16 protein-coding genes are annotated in these 15,926 nt (G+C 53.1%); 2 read left to right on the forward strand and 14 right to left on the reverse strand.

Going from position 1 to position 15,926, the window contains the following annotated elements; genetic code table 11:
• Positions 1-52: 52 nt before the first annotated feature.
• Entirely contained in the window at positions 53-676 is a 624-nt protein-coding gene (locus HRQ87_RS00190) for a queuosine precursor transporter (RefSeq protein ID WP_174134343.1), read from the forward strand.
• Positions 677-1,004: 328 nt separating this feature from the next.
• Positions 1,005-2,726 (forward strand): mucoidy inhibitor MuiA family protein, encoded by a 1,722-nt coding sequence (locus HRQ87_RS00195; RefSeq protein WP_174134344.1) that lies wholly within the window; start codon positions 1,005-1,007, stop codon positions 2,724-2,726.
• Between the two features lie 127 nt (positions 2,727-2,853).
• On the opposite strand, the gene dxs is transcribed toward HRQ87_RS00195, so the two are convergent.
• From dxs to HRQ87_RS00265, 14 genes are all read right to left on the reverse strand, one after another.
• On the reverse strand, positions 2,854-4,758 hold the full coding sequence (gene dxs, locus HRQ87_RS00200) for a 1-deoxy-D-xylulose-5-phosphate synthase (RefSeq protein ID WP_174134345.1): 1,905 nt from the start codon (positions 4,756-4,758) through the stop codon (positions 2,854-2,856).
• A 159-nt stretch (positions 4,759-4,917) separates the two neighbouring features.
• A complete protein-coding gene (gene pufC / locus HRQ87_RS00205) occupies positions 4,918-6,021 on the reverse strand; it encodes a photosynthetic reaction center cytochrome PufC (protein ID WP_174134346.1) in 1,104 nt (367 codons plus the stop codon).
• Positions 6,022-6,023: 2 nt separating this feature from the next.
• The gene (gene pufM, locus HRQ87_RS00210) at positions 6,024-7,010 is read right to left on the reverse strand and encodes a photosynthetic reaction center subunit M (RefSeq protein WP_174134347.1); all 987 of its coding nucleotides are present in this window, start codon (positions 7,008-7,010) and stop codon (positions 6,024-6,026) included.
• A gap of 5 nt (positions 7,011-7,015) precedes the next feature.
• Entirely contained in the window at positions 7,016-7,855 is an 840-nt protein-coding gene (pufL, locus tag HRQ87_RS00215) for a photosynthetic reaction center subunit L (protein ID WP_174134348.1), read from the reverse strand.
• 120 nt (positions 7,856-7,975) lie between these two features.
• Positions 7,976-8,146, reverse strand: coding sequence for a light-harvesting antenna LH1, alpha subunit (gene pufA / locus HRQ87_RS00220; protein ID WP_174134349.1), 171 nt, complete (start codon positions 8,144-8,146; stop codon positions 7,976-7,978).
• Positions 8,147-8,160: 14 nt separating this feature from the next.
• A complete protein-coding gene (pufB, locus tag HRQ87_RS00225; RefSeq protein WP_174134350.1) occupies positions 8,161-8,310 on the reverse strand; it encodes a light-harvesting antenna LH1, beta subunit in 150 nt (49 codons plus the stop codon).
• Between the two features lie 143 nt (positions 8,311-8,453).
• Complete coding sequence (gene pufQ, locus HRQ87_RS00230; protein ID WP_174134351.1) at positions 8,454-8,675, reverse strand: cytochrome PufQ; 222 nt, start codon at positions 8,673-8,675, stop codon at positions 8,454-8,456.
• The gene (gene bchZ / locus HRQ87_RS00235; protein ID WP_174134352.1) at positions 8,672-10,150 is read right to left on the reverse strand and encodes a chlorophyllide a reductase subunit Z; all 1,479 of its coding nucleotides are present in this window, start codon (positions 10,148-10,150) and stop codon (positions 8,672-8,674) included. Before bchZ ends, pufQ begins: the two co-directional genes overlap by 4 nt.
• Entirely contained in the window at positions 10,150-11,697 is a 1,548-nt protein-coding gene (gene bchY / locus HRQ87_RS00240; protein WP_174134353.1) for a chlorophyllide a reductase subunit Y, read from the reverse strand. The genes bchZ and bchY overlap by 1 nt, the downstream gene beginning before the upstream one ends.
• Entirely contained in the window at positions 11,694-11,864 is a 171-nt protein-coding gene (locus tag HRQ87_RS00245) for a hypothetical protein (RefSeq protein ID WP_174134354.1), read from the reverse strand. Before HRQ87_RS00245 ends, bchY begins: the two co-directional genes overlap by 4 nt.
• A complete protein-coding gene (locus HRQ87_RS00250; protein WP_174134355.1) occupies positions 11,851-12,852 on the reverse strand; it encodes a chlorophyllide a reductase iron protein subunit X in 1,002 nt (333 codons plus the stop codon). Before HRQ87_RS00250 ends, HRQ87_RS00245 begins: the two co-directional genes overlap by 14 nt.
• Entirely contained in the window at positions 12,849-13,790 is a 942-nt protein-coding gene (gene bchC / locus HRQ87_RS00255) for a chlorophyll synthesis pathway protein BchC (RefSeq protein ID WP_174134356.1), read from the reverse strand. Before bchC ends, HRQ87_RS00250 begins: the two co-directional genes overlap by 4 nt.
• A 115-nt stretch (positions 13,791-13,905) precedes the next feature.
• Positions 13,906-15,027, reverse strand: coding sequence for a methyltransferase (locus tag HRQ87_RS00260; protein WP_174134357.1), 1,122 nt, complete (start codon positions 15,025-15,027; stop codon positions 13,906-13,908).
• A 14-nt stretch (positions 15,028-15,041) separates the two neighbouring features.
• Positions 15,042-15,911: a polyprenyl synthetase family protein gene (locus HRQ87_RS00265; RefSeq protein WP_174134358.1), complete on the reverse strand. Its 870-nt coding sequence runs from the start codon at positions 15,909-15,911 to the stop codon at positions 15,042-15,044.
• Positions 15,912-15,926: the final 15 nt, after the last annotated feature.

The following is a 15,926-nucleotide window of genomic DNA, read 5'->3' on the forward strand; positions in this document are numbered from 1 at the left end:
CTTTGCTGACGAAGACCAAGTCGCCGCAACCTTGTAAAAACGGGCTGATATTATGCAACGTACCTACTTTCCCGGCATTCTTGCCATGGCCGCCATTGTTGTGGCCTCTAATATTCTTGTGCAATTCCTGTTCGGCCAATGGCTGACATGGGGGGCCTTCACCTATCCTCTGGCGTTTTTGGTGACTGACGTCATGAACCGTGTCTATGGTATCAAAGCTGCGCGCAAAGTCGTTCTGGCTGGCTTTATCGTCGGGGTTTTCTGTTCTTTGATCGGCACACAGATCATGGGCGAATTCGGGCCCCTTGTGACATTGCGTATCGCCATTGGCTCTGGCCTTGCCTTTCTGACAGCCCAGCTGCTGGATGTGCAGATCTTTGATAAACTGCGTGAAGGAACCTGGTGGAAAGCGCCGCTTAGCTCGACCATATTGGGATCATCTGTGGATACAGCCATCTTCTTTACCATCGCCTTTTCGGCCAGTCTGGTCTGGTTGGAACCAGGCAACGACGTAGGCTGGGTGAATGAAATGCGTCCGATCCTTGGTATCGGCCCTGTTGCACCGCTTTGGGTATCCCTGGCAATCGCAGATTGGTTGGTCAAATTGTCGCTGGCTTTGCTGGCTTTACTGCCATTTCGCTTAATCGTGAACAAATTGCTGCATCGGCCTGCATAAATTTCTTTGACAAATCAGCAGATCGTGTCACTTTAATTTCAGGTTTAACAAATGAAAGGAGGTGATCCAGTGTCAAGAGAGGTATTGGAGAATGGTGTCGGGACAACTCGGGAGGTGCGCCGCTAGGGCAACCCCAGGCGCGCAGGCGCCCCTGAATTGGCAACGGTCCTAACCGACCCTCGCCTCCGAAAATTCTCGAAGGGCTGTCCATTGGGCAGCCCTTTTTGTTTTATGGTTTAGGACAGAAACAAATTTACAAATTCATTTGCCAAGGATTAGGCTATGAGCTGCGTCATAGAATAAGTTAATTGTCAAAAAGGGACCAACGATGCGCCGTTTTCTTACATATTCCGTTTCCATCATTGCACTTTCTGCCCCCACTTGGGCTGATGATATTCAAGCCAACAGCCAAGTTTCCGCCGCCACGCTTTATCCAAACGGTGCCACTGTCACCCGCACGGCAAATTTTTCTGCTGAAAGTGGCGCACACAGCATTATTATTTCGGACTTGCCGCTTAATTTCGATGCCTCAAGCCTCCGGGTCTTGGGTGAAGGGGATGAAGCCTTTACTATTCTTTCTGTAGATCACCGCATTGATCGGCTGCCCCCGGCGGACGATACACTTTCACCGGAACGCCAACGTATTCAGGATCAGATCGAAGACATTGAAACCCAAATCCGCGATTTAAGCTATGATCGTCGTGGCTTTGAAGCCCAAATCGCCGTTGCAGACGCACGGCTGCGTTTTATTGAACAGCTGATGACGCGCGAACCACAGGATATGGTGGATGAGCTGGAAAATCAGGGCACTGGTCTGGAAAGCTGGGCGCAAGCGATTGACGTTTTAGCGCAACAGACCCAGATCGCGCTGACAAGTCGGAATGAAGCACAGCAAAGTATCGATACCAATGCACGTCAGATGCAAGATCTGCAAGAAGATCGCAACAAAGCCTATCAATCCTTGCAGGCAACACAGCTTCCCGCCCCGCAACGATCTATAGCCACTATTGATGTTGCAACAGATCAAGCGGTTACAGGAACACTATCACTGGAATATCGCGTACCTTGGGCAGGCTGGGAACCCATCTATGATCTGCGTCTGGTCCAAGGTGACGAGGCAAAACTGTCTATTGAACGTCATGCACGTGTCTATCAGCAAACCGGCGAAAACTGGGATGATATCGAACTGACATTGTCCACCGCTCGTCCTTCAAACCGTGTTGGCATGCCCGAAATAAGGGCAACGCAAGCCAATATGTACAGAACTGGACCAGCAAAAAGCGTAAGAGGGCCCCAGCAGTCCAGCATCGCATCCGACAAAGGCCTCAGCCGGGCTCAGGCCGAAATGATTATGGAAGACGCTCCGATAGGAGAAACGGTTGCAGCACAGCCCCTTAATTCGATGATTCAGATAGACGGGCAAACCGTATCCTACCAGATCCCTGGGCGCATCGATATCACAGGCGACAGTACGGTCAGACAAATCAGTATTGATCAGCGAGAATCGACAGTGGGTCTTTTGGCACGCAGTACACCGGTTTATGACACCAACGCCTATCTTTACGCAGCTTATACCAACCAGTTCGCTGGCCCTATTCTTCCGGGAACGGCGTCGTTATTCCGGGATGGCACCTTTGTCGGCGATTTTCAGATATCGCTTGTGGCGGCAGGTGCCGATACAACGTTACCTTTCGGCGCTTTGGATGGTATAAAAATCGAACGCCGCGTTCTGGAAAAGGAACAAGGTGACTTTGGCATCATCGGCACAACCAACCGATTAAGTGAACGGTTCGAAATTTCGGCCGAAAGTCTTTTGCCATATGCGCTGCCTATTACAATCTTTGATCGCGCACCATTTTCTGAAAATGAAGACCTTGAAGTGACCATCAGCGCAAATCCACGTCCATCAGAAACTGATGTAGATGGCAAACGGGGCGTACAGGCATGGACATTTGAATTGGGGTCTGGCCAAACACGAAAGGTTGCGTTCAACTATGAAATCCAGTGGCCGGGCGGATATGATATGACAACAACGGAAACCTATCGTTAAGGTGGCATAAGTCCTTGGTGTTTACGGGGCATTTTCTATTGTGACCATCACGGCTTATCTACGATAATGCACTGTTAAAAATGGCATATCAAAGCAGTAAGGCACCGTCAGGTGCCTTATCTTTTTATTAAGTCTTGATGATTGATTTCATGGCACCCGACGCCTGCATGGCCGTGGCTGCAATATCAACCGCCGTCAGGCTTGCATCTTCATACATCGCAGCTGGGCTGGCCTGATCAATAAAACGATCCGGCAAAGTCATTGTCCGGATAGACAGCCCCCGATCAAACGCGCCCTGATTTGCCAAATCATGTAAAACCATTGCGCCAAATCCACCCTGCGCACCCTGCTCAACAGTGACGAGCGCCTTATGATGGCGGGCCAATTGATGGATCAACGGACGATCCAAAGGTTTGGCAAACCGTGCATCAGCCACAGTGCAACTGATCCCCTGTGCTTCCAACTCTTCTGCGGCAAGCAGACATTCGGCCAAATGAGCGCCAAAGGACAGCAACGCAACATCATCCCCTTCGCGAATGATGCGCCCCTTGCCGATTTCAAGCTGTTTACCATGCAATGGCATTTTCACACCCGTACCTTCGCCGCGCGGATAGCGGAATGCGATCGGGCCGTCATTGTGATGAACAGCGGTTGCAACCATGTGTTTCAATTCTGCTTCGTCCGCAGCGGCCATCACCACGAAACCAGGCAGATTGCTAAGATAAGCGACATCGAATGCACCTGCATGGGTGGGTCCATCTGCCCCGACAAGGCCCGCACGATCAATCGCAAAACGGACAGGCAGCTTTTGCAAGGCCACATCGTGTACAATCTGATCAAATCCGCGCTGTAAAAATGTGGAATAAATCGCGCAGAATGGCTTTAGACCGGATGCTGCCATACCGGCTGCAAAGGTCACGGCGTGCTGTTCGGCAATACCCACATCGAACACCCGATTCGGGAACCGGTCCTGCATGATGTTGACCCCGGTGCCCGATGGCATCGCAGCTGTCACGGCGACGATCTTATCATCATGGGCCGCTTCTTCTGTCAGGGCTTCGCCAAACACTTTGGTATAACTGGGCGCATTGGGTTTGGATTTTTTTTGCGCACCAGATGCCACATCGAATTTTGCCACACCATGATATTTATCGGACGAGGTTTCGGCAGGCGAATACCCTTTGCCCTTGACCGTGCAGCAATGGATCAGAACCGGCCCGTCGCTGCGGGCGCGAGCGGCACGCAAGGTTGGCAAAAGCTGGCTAAGGTCATGGCCATCAATGGGGCCAATATAGGAAAAGCCTAGTTCTTCGAATAAGGTGCCGCTGCCTGGTATACCGGTGACAAGTTGACGTGCGCGCTTCGCGCCTTCGCGAATAGGTCCGGGTAGATTTGCTTCGAACCCGTCGGTCATTTCCTTGAACAACCCAAGTGGCGTGTTGGCATACAACCCCGACAAATAGCTGGACATCGCACCAACCGGTGGGGCGATGCTCATTTCGTTATCATTCAAGATCACAAACAATCTGCGCCCGTCAGAGCCAGCATTATTCATCGCCTCATAGGCCATACCGGCACTGATCGCCCCATCCCCGATCACAGCAATCGCATCGCCCGTGGGCTGACCCATATCACGGCCCACAGCAAACCCCAACGCCGCCGAGATTGAGGTCGAGCTGTGCGCCGCGCCAAACGGATCGTATTCAGATTCGCTGCGTTTGGTGAACCCGCTCAACCCGCCCTCTTGCCGCAGGGTCCGGATACGGTCACGACGACCAGTCAGCACTTTATGCGGGTAACATTGGTGGCTGACGTCCCAGATCAGCTTGTCGAATGGTGTGTTGAAAATCGCATGAATGGCTACAGTTAATTCGATCACACCAAGGGATGATCCCAGATGCCCACCCGTTTCCGATACGGCCGATATCACCTCGGACCTTAGTTCCTGACACAGAAGTCCCAATTCGATATCGCTAAGGCCGTTCATATCTTTCGGGCTAGCGATACGATCAAGCAGCGGGGTCTGGGTCATGGCAATTGTCCTTAGAAAAAGCGCCGCAAAAGGAAACCCCTTTGCGACGCCAGTTTTCCTGTAGCCAACAGGAAGGGAACCGGGGTGTGGAGACCCCGAGGATCAGACCACGTGAAGCGATCCGAACCGGCGTGGCAGGGGCAAAGCTGCCCCCGTCAATCAGTATTCCGGTGTGCCAGTGGTCGCGAGTTCTGGCCAATCGGCAATCATATTTTGGCCTTGCAAGGGCTGTTGATACCCCTTGTGGCAAGTTGCACAGGCCGCTTTGGGCGCATCCGAAAAAATCGGGCCAAGCCGTTCTGGCGGATAAACATCGCGCAGCGGCACCAGATAATCGTTATTCAACTCTTGCACCATGACAATCCCAAGCGATGCCGTAGCCCACTGGGGCGTATTCTGCGCACCGTCATAGAACGCACGGCTGTTGTGGCAAAACACACAGTTCACACCCAGTGAATTGCTGAAATAGTTCATCAGGCTATAGGTACGTTCTGTGTTCTGAATCGTTGGATCACCCGGCTGCGTATCGACGCGACTATCCAGATCATGCACTGCAATCTGTTCATAGTTCAGCAAGTATTGCTCTAATGCATCTGACGGCAAAGACGTACTTTGACTAACCATCGTAGCCCGGTTCTGGTTGGCGGCCCAGCCTTCGACATTTTCATTCACAGGCGAAATGCGGAACCATATATCAGACGGTACATTCTGCCCACGGTGGCATGTATAGCAGTTCACGCCGACTTCCTTATTGGCGTTCACATGGGCATCCCAGTTTTCATTAATGCCTTGGGTCATCTGGATCATTCGCCGTGACACCACCTTGGTGTAAAGATCATCATCTGCATAATTTCCTTCATCCGCACCGGCGTGGCAATAGGCGCAGCCTTCATCAGGCGACACCCATTGGGTCATGGCATTCATCAGGCGATTAAAGTTATCTTCGGTCACATCGCCCAAAACCTGCACGTTTTCATAAACGTCTCGCGCCAGTTCCCCGCTATCTGCAGGGTCATAGGCCGCTTCGGTATAATAATCGATGATGCTAGGATCCGGCTTGGCCAGATCGGCTTTGAACTCAGGCACTGACATGCCTGTGCCGCGCGGACCCGTCTGCAAACTTTCGGTCGCAAGGGGCTGACCCCATGTCACCAACAGCGCCACTACAAAGACGACCCCACCCACTGTGCCCAACAAGATCGCCGGGCGATAGATATCAATGGGGTTTTTTTCACTCCAGTCATCAAACCACTTGGGAAGCATGATTATTCCTCCTGTCCGATGAAGCCTTCGTATGTGCCGTAAGCCTCATAACCGTAAGACCCGTCATACATTGGCGCGAAATTATGTTCCTGTGCCCAGATGAACCAGTTGTCGACAACGGTTCCGGTCAACAGGATGCCGATCCCACCTGTGATGGGGGTCAACACTGCGAACCACCAGGCCCAACGGTGAATACCCTCCATTGTGGCATTGAAGCCCATGGTCCATCTCCAGAATAGGGCGGCACGTTCTGACGCAGTACCCCGGTCATAGATCTGTTCCAACTCACGATCACCACCAAACCGGCTGACTGCCAGAATGGTCGCGCCATGCATCGCAAACAGCAGCACCGAACCATACAGAAACACAATCGACAGACAGTGAAACGGATTATAGTACAGATTGCCGTACCGAATGCTGAAGGCCGTCGTCCAATCCAGATGCGGGAAGATGCCGTAAGGGACAGCCTCGCTCCAGGATCCCATCAGAACGGGGCGGAACAGACCCAACACCAGAAACAGCCAGATCGCAGCCAGGAACGCCCAGGCAATGTGCTTGCCCATTTTATGTTCAACAGCCAGTAAATACGTCCGCAACCACCAGCTCATCACGCTGACCAGCAAAAAGAAACTGCTGATGATATACCAGCCACCATCGTTCAGGGGTGGCATGCTTAGGCCATATTCCGGGCTTGGCGGTTCAAGCGCCAACCAAAACAGCTGGCGGATGAACTCTGGTATCGACCAGCCAACCTGGGCCAGCATATTGAAGCCAACGATGTTGAACCACAACAAACCCGTGGCAAGTGAAATGACGCCCATATAACCCAAATAAATGGGCCCAAGTTGCGCATTCCCGATCCAACCGACCAGATTGGAAAAGCGCGGGCGGCCAAAGCGTTCTTCCATCATGTTGTTTTCGTTGTCCATGCCCCATTCGGGCGCGCCCTGGACCTGAACTTGTGTGAAAATATTTTGATATTCAGGCATAGCGATTACATCCCGATTTGTGAGGGCCAGATTGGCAGCTCAAGCCACCAGTTCCACCATTCAGGCCAGCCCTTGGTCCAGACAGGGCCAGAGATGACGATACAGATTGCCGACCAGAAGCCCGCGTTCAGCGCCAGCAACAGACCCACGCGGTGGATACCCAATGTGCCGACGGAATAGCCGATGAAGTCCCGGAAAAAGGTGTCTTCGTGATCTGGTGTTTTGACCTCTTCGCCCTTTTCAGGATTACAAGCCGACAGAACCAAGCCACCATGAAGTGCCAGTGCGAATGTCGTCGTAAAGAAAAACGTCACCGCCAGCATATGCGCGGGATTATAATGAAAGTGCAGATAGGCATAGCCTGTGTTGCTGACCCAATCGAGATGGCTGAAGATGCCATAGGGGAATCCATGTCCCCACGCGCCCATCAGTAAGGGCCGGATCACCACAAGCGTGACATAAGCAAAGATCGCAACGCTGAAGGCAAAAGGCACGTGATAGCCCATGCCCAGCTTGCGGCAGATCTCGACCTCGCGCAGGGCCCAACTGCAAAACGCACCAACTGCACAGAAGGTTATGATCTGCCAAAGACCGCCCTCCATCAGGGGTGCCATGCCAAGACCGTAACTTAAATCTGGTGGCGCGATATTGATTAGCCAGGGATTAAAGGTGCCTTGTTGGGACGCGCCCCAAAAGATCAGGATTGTGCCCAATAGGGCGAAAAAAGCGGTCGTGACCCCAAAGAAACCAACATAAAAAGGCCCCACCCAAAAGTCGAACAGGTCGCCGCCGATCAGCGTCCCACCTCGGACGCGATATTTTCTTTCGAAGCTGAGCAATGCCATCTTCTATCTCCGCGTTTGGCGGCAGGCCCGTTCAGACCAAAAGCCGTCGTTTTCGTTTGATTCTTGTCGCGGGCAAATCCGGGAACCCCCCCGCGACGTTTTATTATTCCCAAACGGTGATTATTGCGGTCCGCGCTCGTACTTGGCAGCTGCGATTTCAAACCAGTTGAAACCATCAGTGCTTAGCAGAACCAGATGAATCATCGCCGCTAACAGGAAAAGGAATACGGCCTGTGCTACAAACACGCGGCGTGGATCAAAGATCATCCAAATCTTATAGAATTTAGCCATTCTTCAATCCCTCCTCAGAACCACGGGAACCAGATGAACGTGGCGATATGAGCCACGACTGCGATGGCCGTGAACAGAATTAATCCGCTCATGTACACCGAGTGCAATTCCTGGGCCTGCTCGTCGGTTAGACCTGTAAAAGACAGATCAGTATTATCAGCCATGAAACCCTCCAAAGCTGACGCCGCGCATCCCCCGCGGCTGGGTTACGACAGGGGCTCATCCCCTGTCACAATCCGCCATACCGGGGGAATGGCGAACCTCGTGCGCCACCTTTTCAGGCAGCAAAGACCATTATTCCCTGCCTTCAGGCAGAGAAAATCATAGGCGTGATGATCCGCGCCTGACTAAAGGCACGGGCAACAGGGCCCCGGTTTGACCATTTGCGCTGTCTCAACATCGACAGCGCCCAGCTGATCGTCGCCAAGGGCAACGCCGCTAGAAAAATAATCAAAAAGTATACATAAAACTCAGTTTTGGGTGTCTTATGTACCCGTTCAACCGGAGTATCAGAGGTGAAATCCGTCATGCTTTCTCTCCTCGTTTCGCTGAAGGCGTCGTGGCCTGCAGGCTTTCAACAGTTTCGCGCACCACCCGTTCGGACCCTGCTGCAAGGGCTGCTTTTTCAGCCGCATCGCGCAGGTTTTTCGCCGCGGATATGCGGGTCAAAATAGGATGGGTCGCAACAATCTTATCCAAGGCCGCTTGCGCATCTTCATCCCATGGAAAATCACGGCGCAGGGTTGTGGGTGTGGCATCAGCTGCATCCATTTCACTGCCCAATGGCAGAATGTGGAACAACGCATCAAACAGACCGTTGCAGACCTCTTGCAGCATATAAGTGGCACCGGCGTATCCCATAAAAGGTGTACCCGTCGCACGCCGGATCGCAGCACCCGGGAAGCTGGCCGGTATGAACGAAGGCGCAGGACCATGCCCCCCTTTAAGTTCCGCCAGATACATTTTTTCGTTGATTGATCCCATCACGATCAAAGGCCGCTTTTGGCCCATCATTGCACGGACTTCTGCGTTGTTCGTTTTGGCACCAGCCACACGGGCCACCGCAAACGCACAAGGCAGGCCCAGATCGCTTTCCAGAAAACTACGGACACCCCGGGCATAGGTTTCATTGGCCACAATCGCGAAGCTGGCTGTCGCAAAGAAATCCTGCGTCACCGACCGCCACAAATCCCAGACAGGTTTAATGGTCGAATGCTTTTCGCGCTCGATGAAAGGTTCTGGGTCCAGATCCAGAAGTTCGCCCAACTTGCGCAGGAATAATGTAGTGCTTTCGATACCAATAGGCGCTTGCAGGTATGGCTTACCTAGAACTTCGCACAATCCGCGCCCGAATTCGCGATACATACAGACATTCACATCCGCATTCACCAAATTGCGCATTTCGGCCACATGGGCACCAAGAGGCATAACCATGTTGACCTCAGCCCCGATCCCTTGGACAAGACGACGGATTTCAGCCAGATCTGACGGCATGTTAAATGTGCCGTACATCGGACCCAAGATATTAACCCGTGGCTTCGCGCCTTCTTCACGCTTGGCCTCGCGCGGCATCCGACCTTTGGTCATGCCGAATTCCGTGAAAATCCAGGTCATCGCACGATCAGCAGCTTCCCACTGATCCTCGTCAATTGTACGTGGTAAAAAGCGTTGGATGTTGGTGCCCATTGGTGTGACGCCACCACCAATCATTTCGGCGATGGATCCGGTCACAACGACCGCAGGCAAAGCGGGGTCAAGCGTGCTCCAAGCGCGTTTCATCGCACCTTCGGTTCCGTCGCGACCCAATTCCTCTTCGCCTAATCCTGTCACGACAATAGGTAACTCGTGCGGTGGCAAGGCGTCGGTATAATGCAGCACGGATGTCACCGGTAGATTTTCACACCCAACCGGGCCATCGATCACGCATTGCAGGCCTTTGATGGCACAGAACGCATAAACTGCACCCCAATACCCGCCTGCTCTGTCATGATCTTGCACCAGCATCAGATCATCTCCTGCGCTTTGGAAGCACGGGCTTGTTTTTCAAGTTTCTTTAAATTCTGCGCACGAAAATCGGGGCGCAGATTGGGGTCGCCTTCCCAAACACCTGCGGTGTCGCCGTGGCCCACACCTTCGAAAAAGGCTTTCATTTTATTCATGCGGCCTTTGTTGCTGATGGCCGCGTTGATCACCTCGGCCAATGATCCGGCCCCTGCAGGCCCCATCAAGGGGCGCGCTGAAATCAGGTTGGTGAAATAAAGCGCGGGCGTTCCAAGCTCTTTGGCCTTTTGCACAACGGGTGTTGTGCCGATGGCCAGATCGGGTTTCACGGCCTCCATCGCGGCACAATCACCTTCGAGTGATGCGCGGAATTTGACTTTGACGCCCTTGGCCGCCAACCATTCCGCATCGGCCGCGGACCACGGTGTTTTGGGGCAAGCCGTACCAACATATGGCACATGCGCGCCGCTTTCGATCAACAGACGGGCGACCAGCAATTCGCTGCCCTCGTACCCGCTTAGGGTGATGGTTCCCTTGATCGGTGTGGCCGCCAAAGCCTCTTTGATTGCAGGCAAGAATGCATTTTGCGCAGCAGCAATCTGGTCAGATGGCACGTTGAAAGCATTACCGATACCAGCCAGCCAAGCAGCTGTGCCATCGTGCCCGACAGGGGCTGACCCAACAATGGGTCTACCAGCAGCTTCAAATTCACGAACAGCGGCGGTGTAAAACGGATGGATCGCAGCGACCACGCCACAGTCCAAAGCGGCGTAAAGCTCGCGCCATTCACGGCAGGGCACAACAGGGCCAGCAGCCAAACCCATAGGGGCCAACATCGCGCCGATCATCATCGGATCAGCCGGGAACATTTCGCCCAGCAGTGCCACAGTCGGGCGATCAGATTTGCCAGAAGCGGGGGCCTGCACCGGACCAGCTTCAATTTCGGCGCGTGCATATTTCAGCATGGCACCGGCCAGAACATCCTTGGCTTCGGCATGGGTCGGAATTCCAAAACCTGGTACATCAATGCCGACAATTCGCACGCCGTTGATTTCATCGGGCAGCAATCTTAGGGGCACACCGCTGGCCGTTGGGACGCAAAGATTTGTGACGACGACAGCATCATATTGATCAGGATCGGCAAGTTCGTGAACTGCGTCACGGATGTCTTCGAATAATTTGCCCGTGACCAAGCTTTCCGAGTTGAAGGGAACGTATCCAACGGATCGACGTGCACCATAAAAGTGGCTGACAAAGGTCAGACCATAGACGCAACAGGCCGAACCGCTAAGCACTGTTGCCACACGTCGCATTCGCAGACCAACGCGAAGCGATCCAAAAGCGGGACACATGCTTTGTGGCTTGTCGTGGGGACCTTGTGGATAATCTTTGGCGTATTGATCCAGCATTTCGGATTGACCGGCAGCCCGGGCTGCATCTGCCATCTTGTCTTTCGAATGACAGCCCAAATCCACCGGTTGCTCGACAGACCCTTGCGGGCCTTTCTTGCCGGTGATCACATCGGCATCATATGTGGTCCGGTCGTTCATGCAGGTTCCATTTCCGGCTGCATTCTATGCAACGGACAGTTCCGGACTTGCTCCGGAACCTCTTGTACAGACTGCCTAAGACCCCGGATCGCGTCCGATACATCTTCGGAAATCGACGCAAGTGCATCGTCCCAACGGGTAAGTTCATCCAGATCAAACATCGTCATATACCACTTCCAATGATTTCTGTGGCTTGGCGTTTTTGCCACGCATGTCCATGTCAGTTGCGGGTTCCAGAACGAAATCACCGCCTGTGTCTTTGCTATCGAACAGGCCCAGCAGGCCGTCCTGGTCCAATGGTGTCGGTCGCACGGGTGGTGCCACAGCAACAGCATCCCCCAGTTCGGCAAACAGATTGCCCCACTGGGATTCGGCAGTACCCACGATTTGATAATTGGCAGATTTTTTGCGCAGATCATCGTCTTGCGGAATGGCCGCGAGGATCGGAATATCGACAGATTTGGCAAACGCCGCAGCTTCGCCAGTCCCGTCGTCTTTGTTGATCACAAGACCCGCAACACCAACATTGCCGCCCAATTTGCGGAAATATTCAACTGCGCTGCAAACATTGTTGGCCACATAAAGCGATTGCAGATCATTAGATGCGACCAAGATCACCTTTTGGGCCATGTCACGCGCAATGGGCAGGCCGAAACCTCCGCAAACCACGTCGCCCAAGAAATCTAGAAGAACATAATCAAAGTCCCAATCGTGAAAGCCCAGCTTTTCCAGCAGTTCGAACCCGTGGATGATCCCACGACCACCGCATCCGCGTCCGACCTCTGGGCCACCCAGTTCCATCGCGAAAACACCACCACGTTTGAAGCAGACATCGCCGATCTTGACCTCTTCGCCCGCCAGTTTCTTTCTGGTCGAGGTTTCGATGATCGTCGGGCAGGCCTTGCCGCCAAACAGTAAGCTGGTCGTATCAGATTTAGGATCGCAGCCGATCAGAAGCACGCGCTTGCCCTGTTCGGCCATCATGTGGCTCAGGTTTGCCAGCGTGAAGGATTTTCCAATTCCGCCTTTGCCATAAATGGCAATGATCTGTGTTTTCTTAGTCGGTTCATCAACGATCAGATCAGCCAAATCTTCATTAGCCTCATCGCGTAGGCGTTGATCAAAGTCTTTCAAATTTGGGACATCAAGGGTCATGCGTGACCTTTCCAATCAAGGATCATTTTTAAACAAGCTGGATCAGTAAAAGCGGTGTGATACGCCTGCGGTGCATCTGTGGCTGAACGTTCATGTGTGATCAGGCCTGACAAGCTAAGCGCGCCAGCTTCGACAAGAGCGCGGGTTGCGGCCAGATCATCATGCGTCCATTCGGCGGCGATGCGAAAGCGGGCCTCTTTCATGAAGGCGGGCGGGAAGGCAAAGCTAAGTGGTTGGTTGTAAAAACCCGCCAGCACGATTTCTCCGCCGCGCCGGATACGCCCGATCAGCGCATTCAAAAGGGCGCCATTGCCAGACGCATCATAGATTGAATGATAATCGCGCTTTTCGTCCGTTTCCGGATCAATTACCTGATACCCATGAGCACCCGCGCGACGATTTTCATCAATTTCCCAAACTGTGGGGGCTGGGGCGCCGGCTGCAATGGTTAAGCGCGCCAAAAGCCGGCCAAGAACACCATGACCGACGATCAGATCAGGCATTGCCTTATCCATACCAGCCATCGCGTGCCGAGCCGTGGCGGCCAAAGCCAGCAATGCCCCTTCGGCCCCGATTGCAGGATCAATTTTGGTTACACGATCTGCGGCGGTCACAACCCGATGTGCTGCCCCTCCAAACAATCCAAATGCGTCCTGATAACAATTTGCACCCGGAACAAAGACCGTATCGCCACTGCAAAAATGCGTGTTGCTACCGGCTTCGACAACTTCACCAGCCGCTTCATATCCCGGCACCAACGGATAACCCATTCCGGGAAACGGCGGCATTTCACCTGACCAGAACAATTTTTCTGTTCCGGTCGAAATGCCAGAAAAACGAATATCCACAACCAGATCATCAAGACCAGGATCAGACAGCTTCAACTGGTCGATCCCTATGTCTTTGGGTCCTTTTAGTATGACGGCTGCTGTGTCCATCCTGACCTCCCGTTGTGGCTGGCCATGGTCTGAAAAGACTCAGTGGTTGGCTCAACTCTTAGGTGTCAGTTTAACTTGACACTCTCAGGTGTCAACAAATTTAGACATAAATGTGTTAGATTGGTTTTACAGCACTCACAACACTTGTCACATAGGGTCTGAATGGCTTGGGTTTTTCGATGCCAATAAACCCAACATTTTCACAAAATTTCGCAATCTTATCCGATGATCGAACTTGCCCAGTTTGCATCGCCATGCAGTAGAACGCAAAATATGCATCTGTTGCCCGTAGTGGCGCCTGACCACCGGACATGGGTTCGGAAATGATAATGCGGCCTCCTGGCGGTAATGCTGCATAGACGTCAGCTAACAACTTTTTGACTGTTCCGTCTTCGTGATCGTAAAGCACGCGCACGAGGCTGATCGCATCGGCACCTTCGGGCAAATCGTTTTTACGAAAACTACCCGCAATAACTTCTGTCCTATCCCAAACCTTGGCGGCCTTTAACACGTCCTTGGCTTGCGATGTAACCGCAGGCAAATCAAACAAAGCCATTTGCAAATTTGGATAAGCCTTTCCAGCGACAGCTAAAAAAGCACCTGATCCACCGCCAACATCCATAAGACGTTTGACGTTTTTAAGCGAAACGAACCGTAATGTGTCTTCTGCAATCAAGCCTTGGCTGTCCGCCATAAGGTTGGAATACGTGTGCGCAACATCTTCGGGTAAAGCTGATGGACCTTCGAAAACATAGGGCCAAAATTCGGATAATTCTGTCTCAACATCACCACGTAACAATGCAACCGGGTCCTGCAAATCTCGATAGAACACACTGTGATGTCGGATCAGCGCCTCAAGCCCCGGAACCCCCAACAAAGATGCCCCGCGTTGGGTTAAAGCATAACGATCTGGCTTTTTCAGCTTTAGCAATCCAACAGAAACGCCTGCGTGCAAAAGGACCCGCATCCGTGCAGGATCTATTTCATGCTTTTTGGCAAGATCGTCTGGCGTTACCGGTTTGGCTGCAATGTCTTTTAATGCATCAAGCTGCACCAAAGCTTGCAGCACCTGACTGTAAACAAAACCTGACACCAGATCAAAAAGCTGCTCACCCTCGTTTCGGGTGATCCGCCGTGTCAAAGGAAACCTTGCCGCCCAACGCTGAAACCGGCGAGACGCTGCAAGCCGATTGCGCCACCCACTGACCTTTACGCGCCGTGGTGTGATATCTTTCATACTTTTTACATACCCTAACTTCGTTGATGGGTCGGCGCGACCGGCGTTAACCGTTCGGCCTGGGCCCGCACCATATTTGCAAGCGCCGCTTCCCCCGGGCAAGAAGGAATTGACGCAATGGCCCCGCCAAGGATATCTTTGAGTCGTTTTGTGGCCCCTTGGACACCTAATTCAGCCACAGCGTTCGGGCGGCCAAGCAATTCGTCCTGACCTGCAGGCTTGCCAAGCGTGACCTCATCATAAAGTGCGTCACGCAGATCATCGGCGACCTGAAAGGCCTCTCCTATGCGCGCGCCCAACTCTTCCCATGGTTCGGGGTCTTGCCCTGCCGCGATTGCGCCCATCTGGGTGGCCGCAACAAACAGTGCACCCGTTTTCGCCTGATGATATGCGGACAGATCGATCTTTGCTTCGCTTTCCCATCCTTGACCTGCACAAATCCCACCAGGCATTCCGGTACGGCGTGCCAAAGTCAGCACCAAGGACGCCGCACGCATCGGATCGACGCTGGCACCATGTGCCAGGCGTTCAAATGCCAGAACAATCAAGCTATCGCCCGTTAACAAAGCCAAGGCTTCACCATAAGCACGGTGAACGGAAAGCTTGCCGCGGCGCATATCTGCATTATCGAAACAAGGCATATCGTCATGAACCAGGCTGGCGCAATGGATCAATTCAAGCGCCGCAGCTGCAGCATCTGACAAGGCAGGCTGATCATCGCCGCATGCCATCGCAACCGACATCAGGATCGTGGGCCGAATGCGCGCACCACCGGGCGTTACTGCATATTCCAGCGCAGATGCCAGCTTTTGCGGCGGCCGCCCTGACTGCCCACTGGCAATTGCACCCTTAACAGCCGCATCAATTCGTGCTGAAAGTCCCATATGACGCTCCTTTGC

Origin of the sequence: Parasulfitobacter algicola (genome assembly GCF_013315265.1) — a bacterium.
Classification (GTDB): domain Bacteria; phylum Pseudomonadota; class Alphaproteobacteria; order Rhodobacterales; family Rhodobacteraceae; genus Parasulfitobacter; species Parasulfitobacter algicola.

What these genes read in the sequence shown, in the direction of transcription:
- HRQ87_RS00190 (WP_174134343.1), top strand. Translation starts at nt 53, where the DNA reads ATGCAACGTACCTACTTTCCCGGCATTCTTGCCATGGCCGCCATTGTT.
- HRQ87_RS00195 (WP_174134344.1), top strand. Translation starts at nt 1,005, where the DNA reads ATGCGCCGTTTTCTTACATATTCCGTTTCCATCATTGCACTTTCTGCC.
- dxs (WP_174134345.1), bottom strand. Translation starts at nt 4,758, where the DNA reads ATGACCCAGACCCCGCTGCTTGATCGTATCGCTAGCCCGAAAGATATG.
- pufC (WP_174134346.1), bottom strand. Translation starts at nt 6,021, where the DNA reads ATGCTTCCCAAGTGGTTTGATGACTGGAGTGAAAAAAACCCCATTGAT.
- pufM (WP_174134347.1), bottom strand. Translation starts at nt 7,010, where the DNA reads ATGCCTGAATATCAAAATATTTTCACACAAGTTCAGGTCCAGGGCGCG.
- pufL (WP_174134348.1), bottom strand. Translation starts at nt 7,855, where the DNA reads ATGGCATTGCTCAGCTTCGAAAGAAAATATCGCGTCCGAGGTGGGACG.
- pufA (WP_174134349.1), bottom strand. Translation starts at nt 8,146, where the DNA reads ATGGCTAAATTCTATAAGATTTGGATGATCTTTGATCCACGCCGCGTG.
- pufB (WP_174134350.1), bottom strand. Translation starts at nt 8,310, where the DNA reads ATGGCTGATAATACTGATCTGTCTTTTACAGGTCTAACCGACGAGCAG.
- pufQ (WP_174134351.1), bottom strand. Translation starts at nt 8,675, where the DNA reads ATGACGGATTTCACCTCTGATACTCCGGTTGAACGGGTACATAAGACA.
- bchZ (WP_174134352.1), bottom strand. Translation starts at nt 10,150, where the DNA reads ATGCTGGTGCAAGATCATGACAGAGCAGGCGGGTATTGGGGTGCAGTT.
- bchY (WP_174134353.1), bottom strand. Translation starts at nt 11,697, where the DNA reads ATGAACGACCGGACCACATATGATGCCGATGTGATCACCGGCAAGAAA.
- HRQ87_RS00245 (WP_174134354.1), bottom strand. Translation starts at nt 11,864, where the DNA reads ATGACGATGTTTGATCTGGATGAACTTACCCGTTGGGACGATGCACTT.
- HRQ87_RS00250 (WP_174134355.1), bottom strand. Translation starts at nt 12,852, where the DNA reads ATGACCCTTGATGTCCCAAATTTGAAAGACTTTGATCAACGCCTACGC.
- bchC (WP_174134356.1), bottom strand. Translation starts at nt 13,790, where the DNA reads ATGGACACAGCAGCCGTCATACTAAAAGGACCCAAAGACATAGGGATC.
- HRQ87_RS00260 (WP_174134357.1), bottom strand. Translation starts at nt 15,027, where the DNA reads ATGAAAGATATCACACCACGGCGCGTAAAGGTCAGTGGGTGGCGCAAT.
- HRQ87_RS00265 (WP_174134358.1), bottom strand. Translation starts at nt 15,911, where the DNA reads ATGGGACTTTCAGCACGAATTGATGCGGCTGTTAAGGGTGCAATTGCC.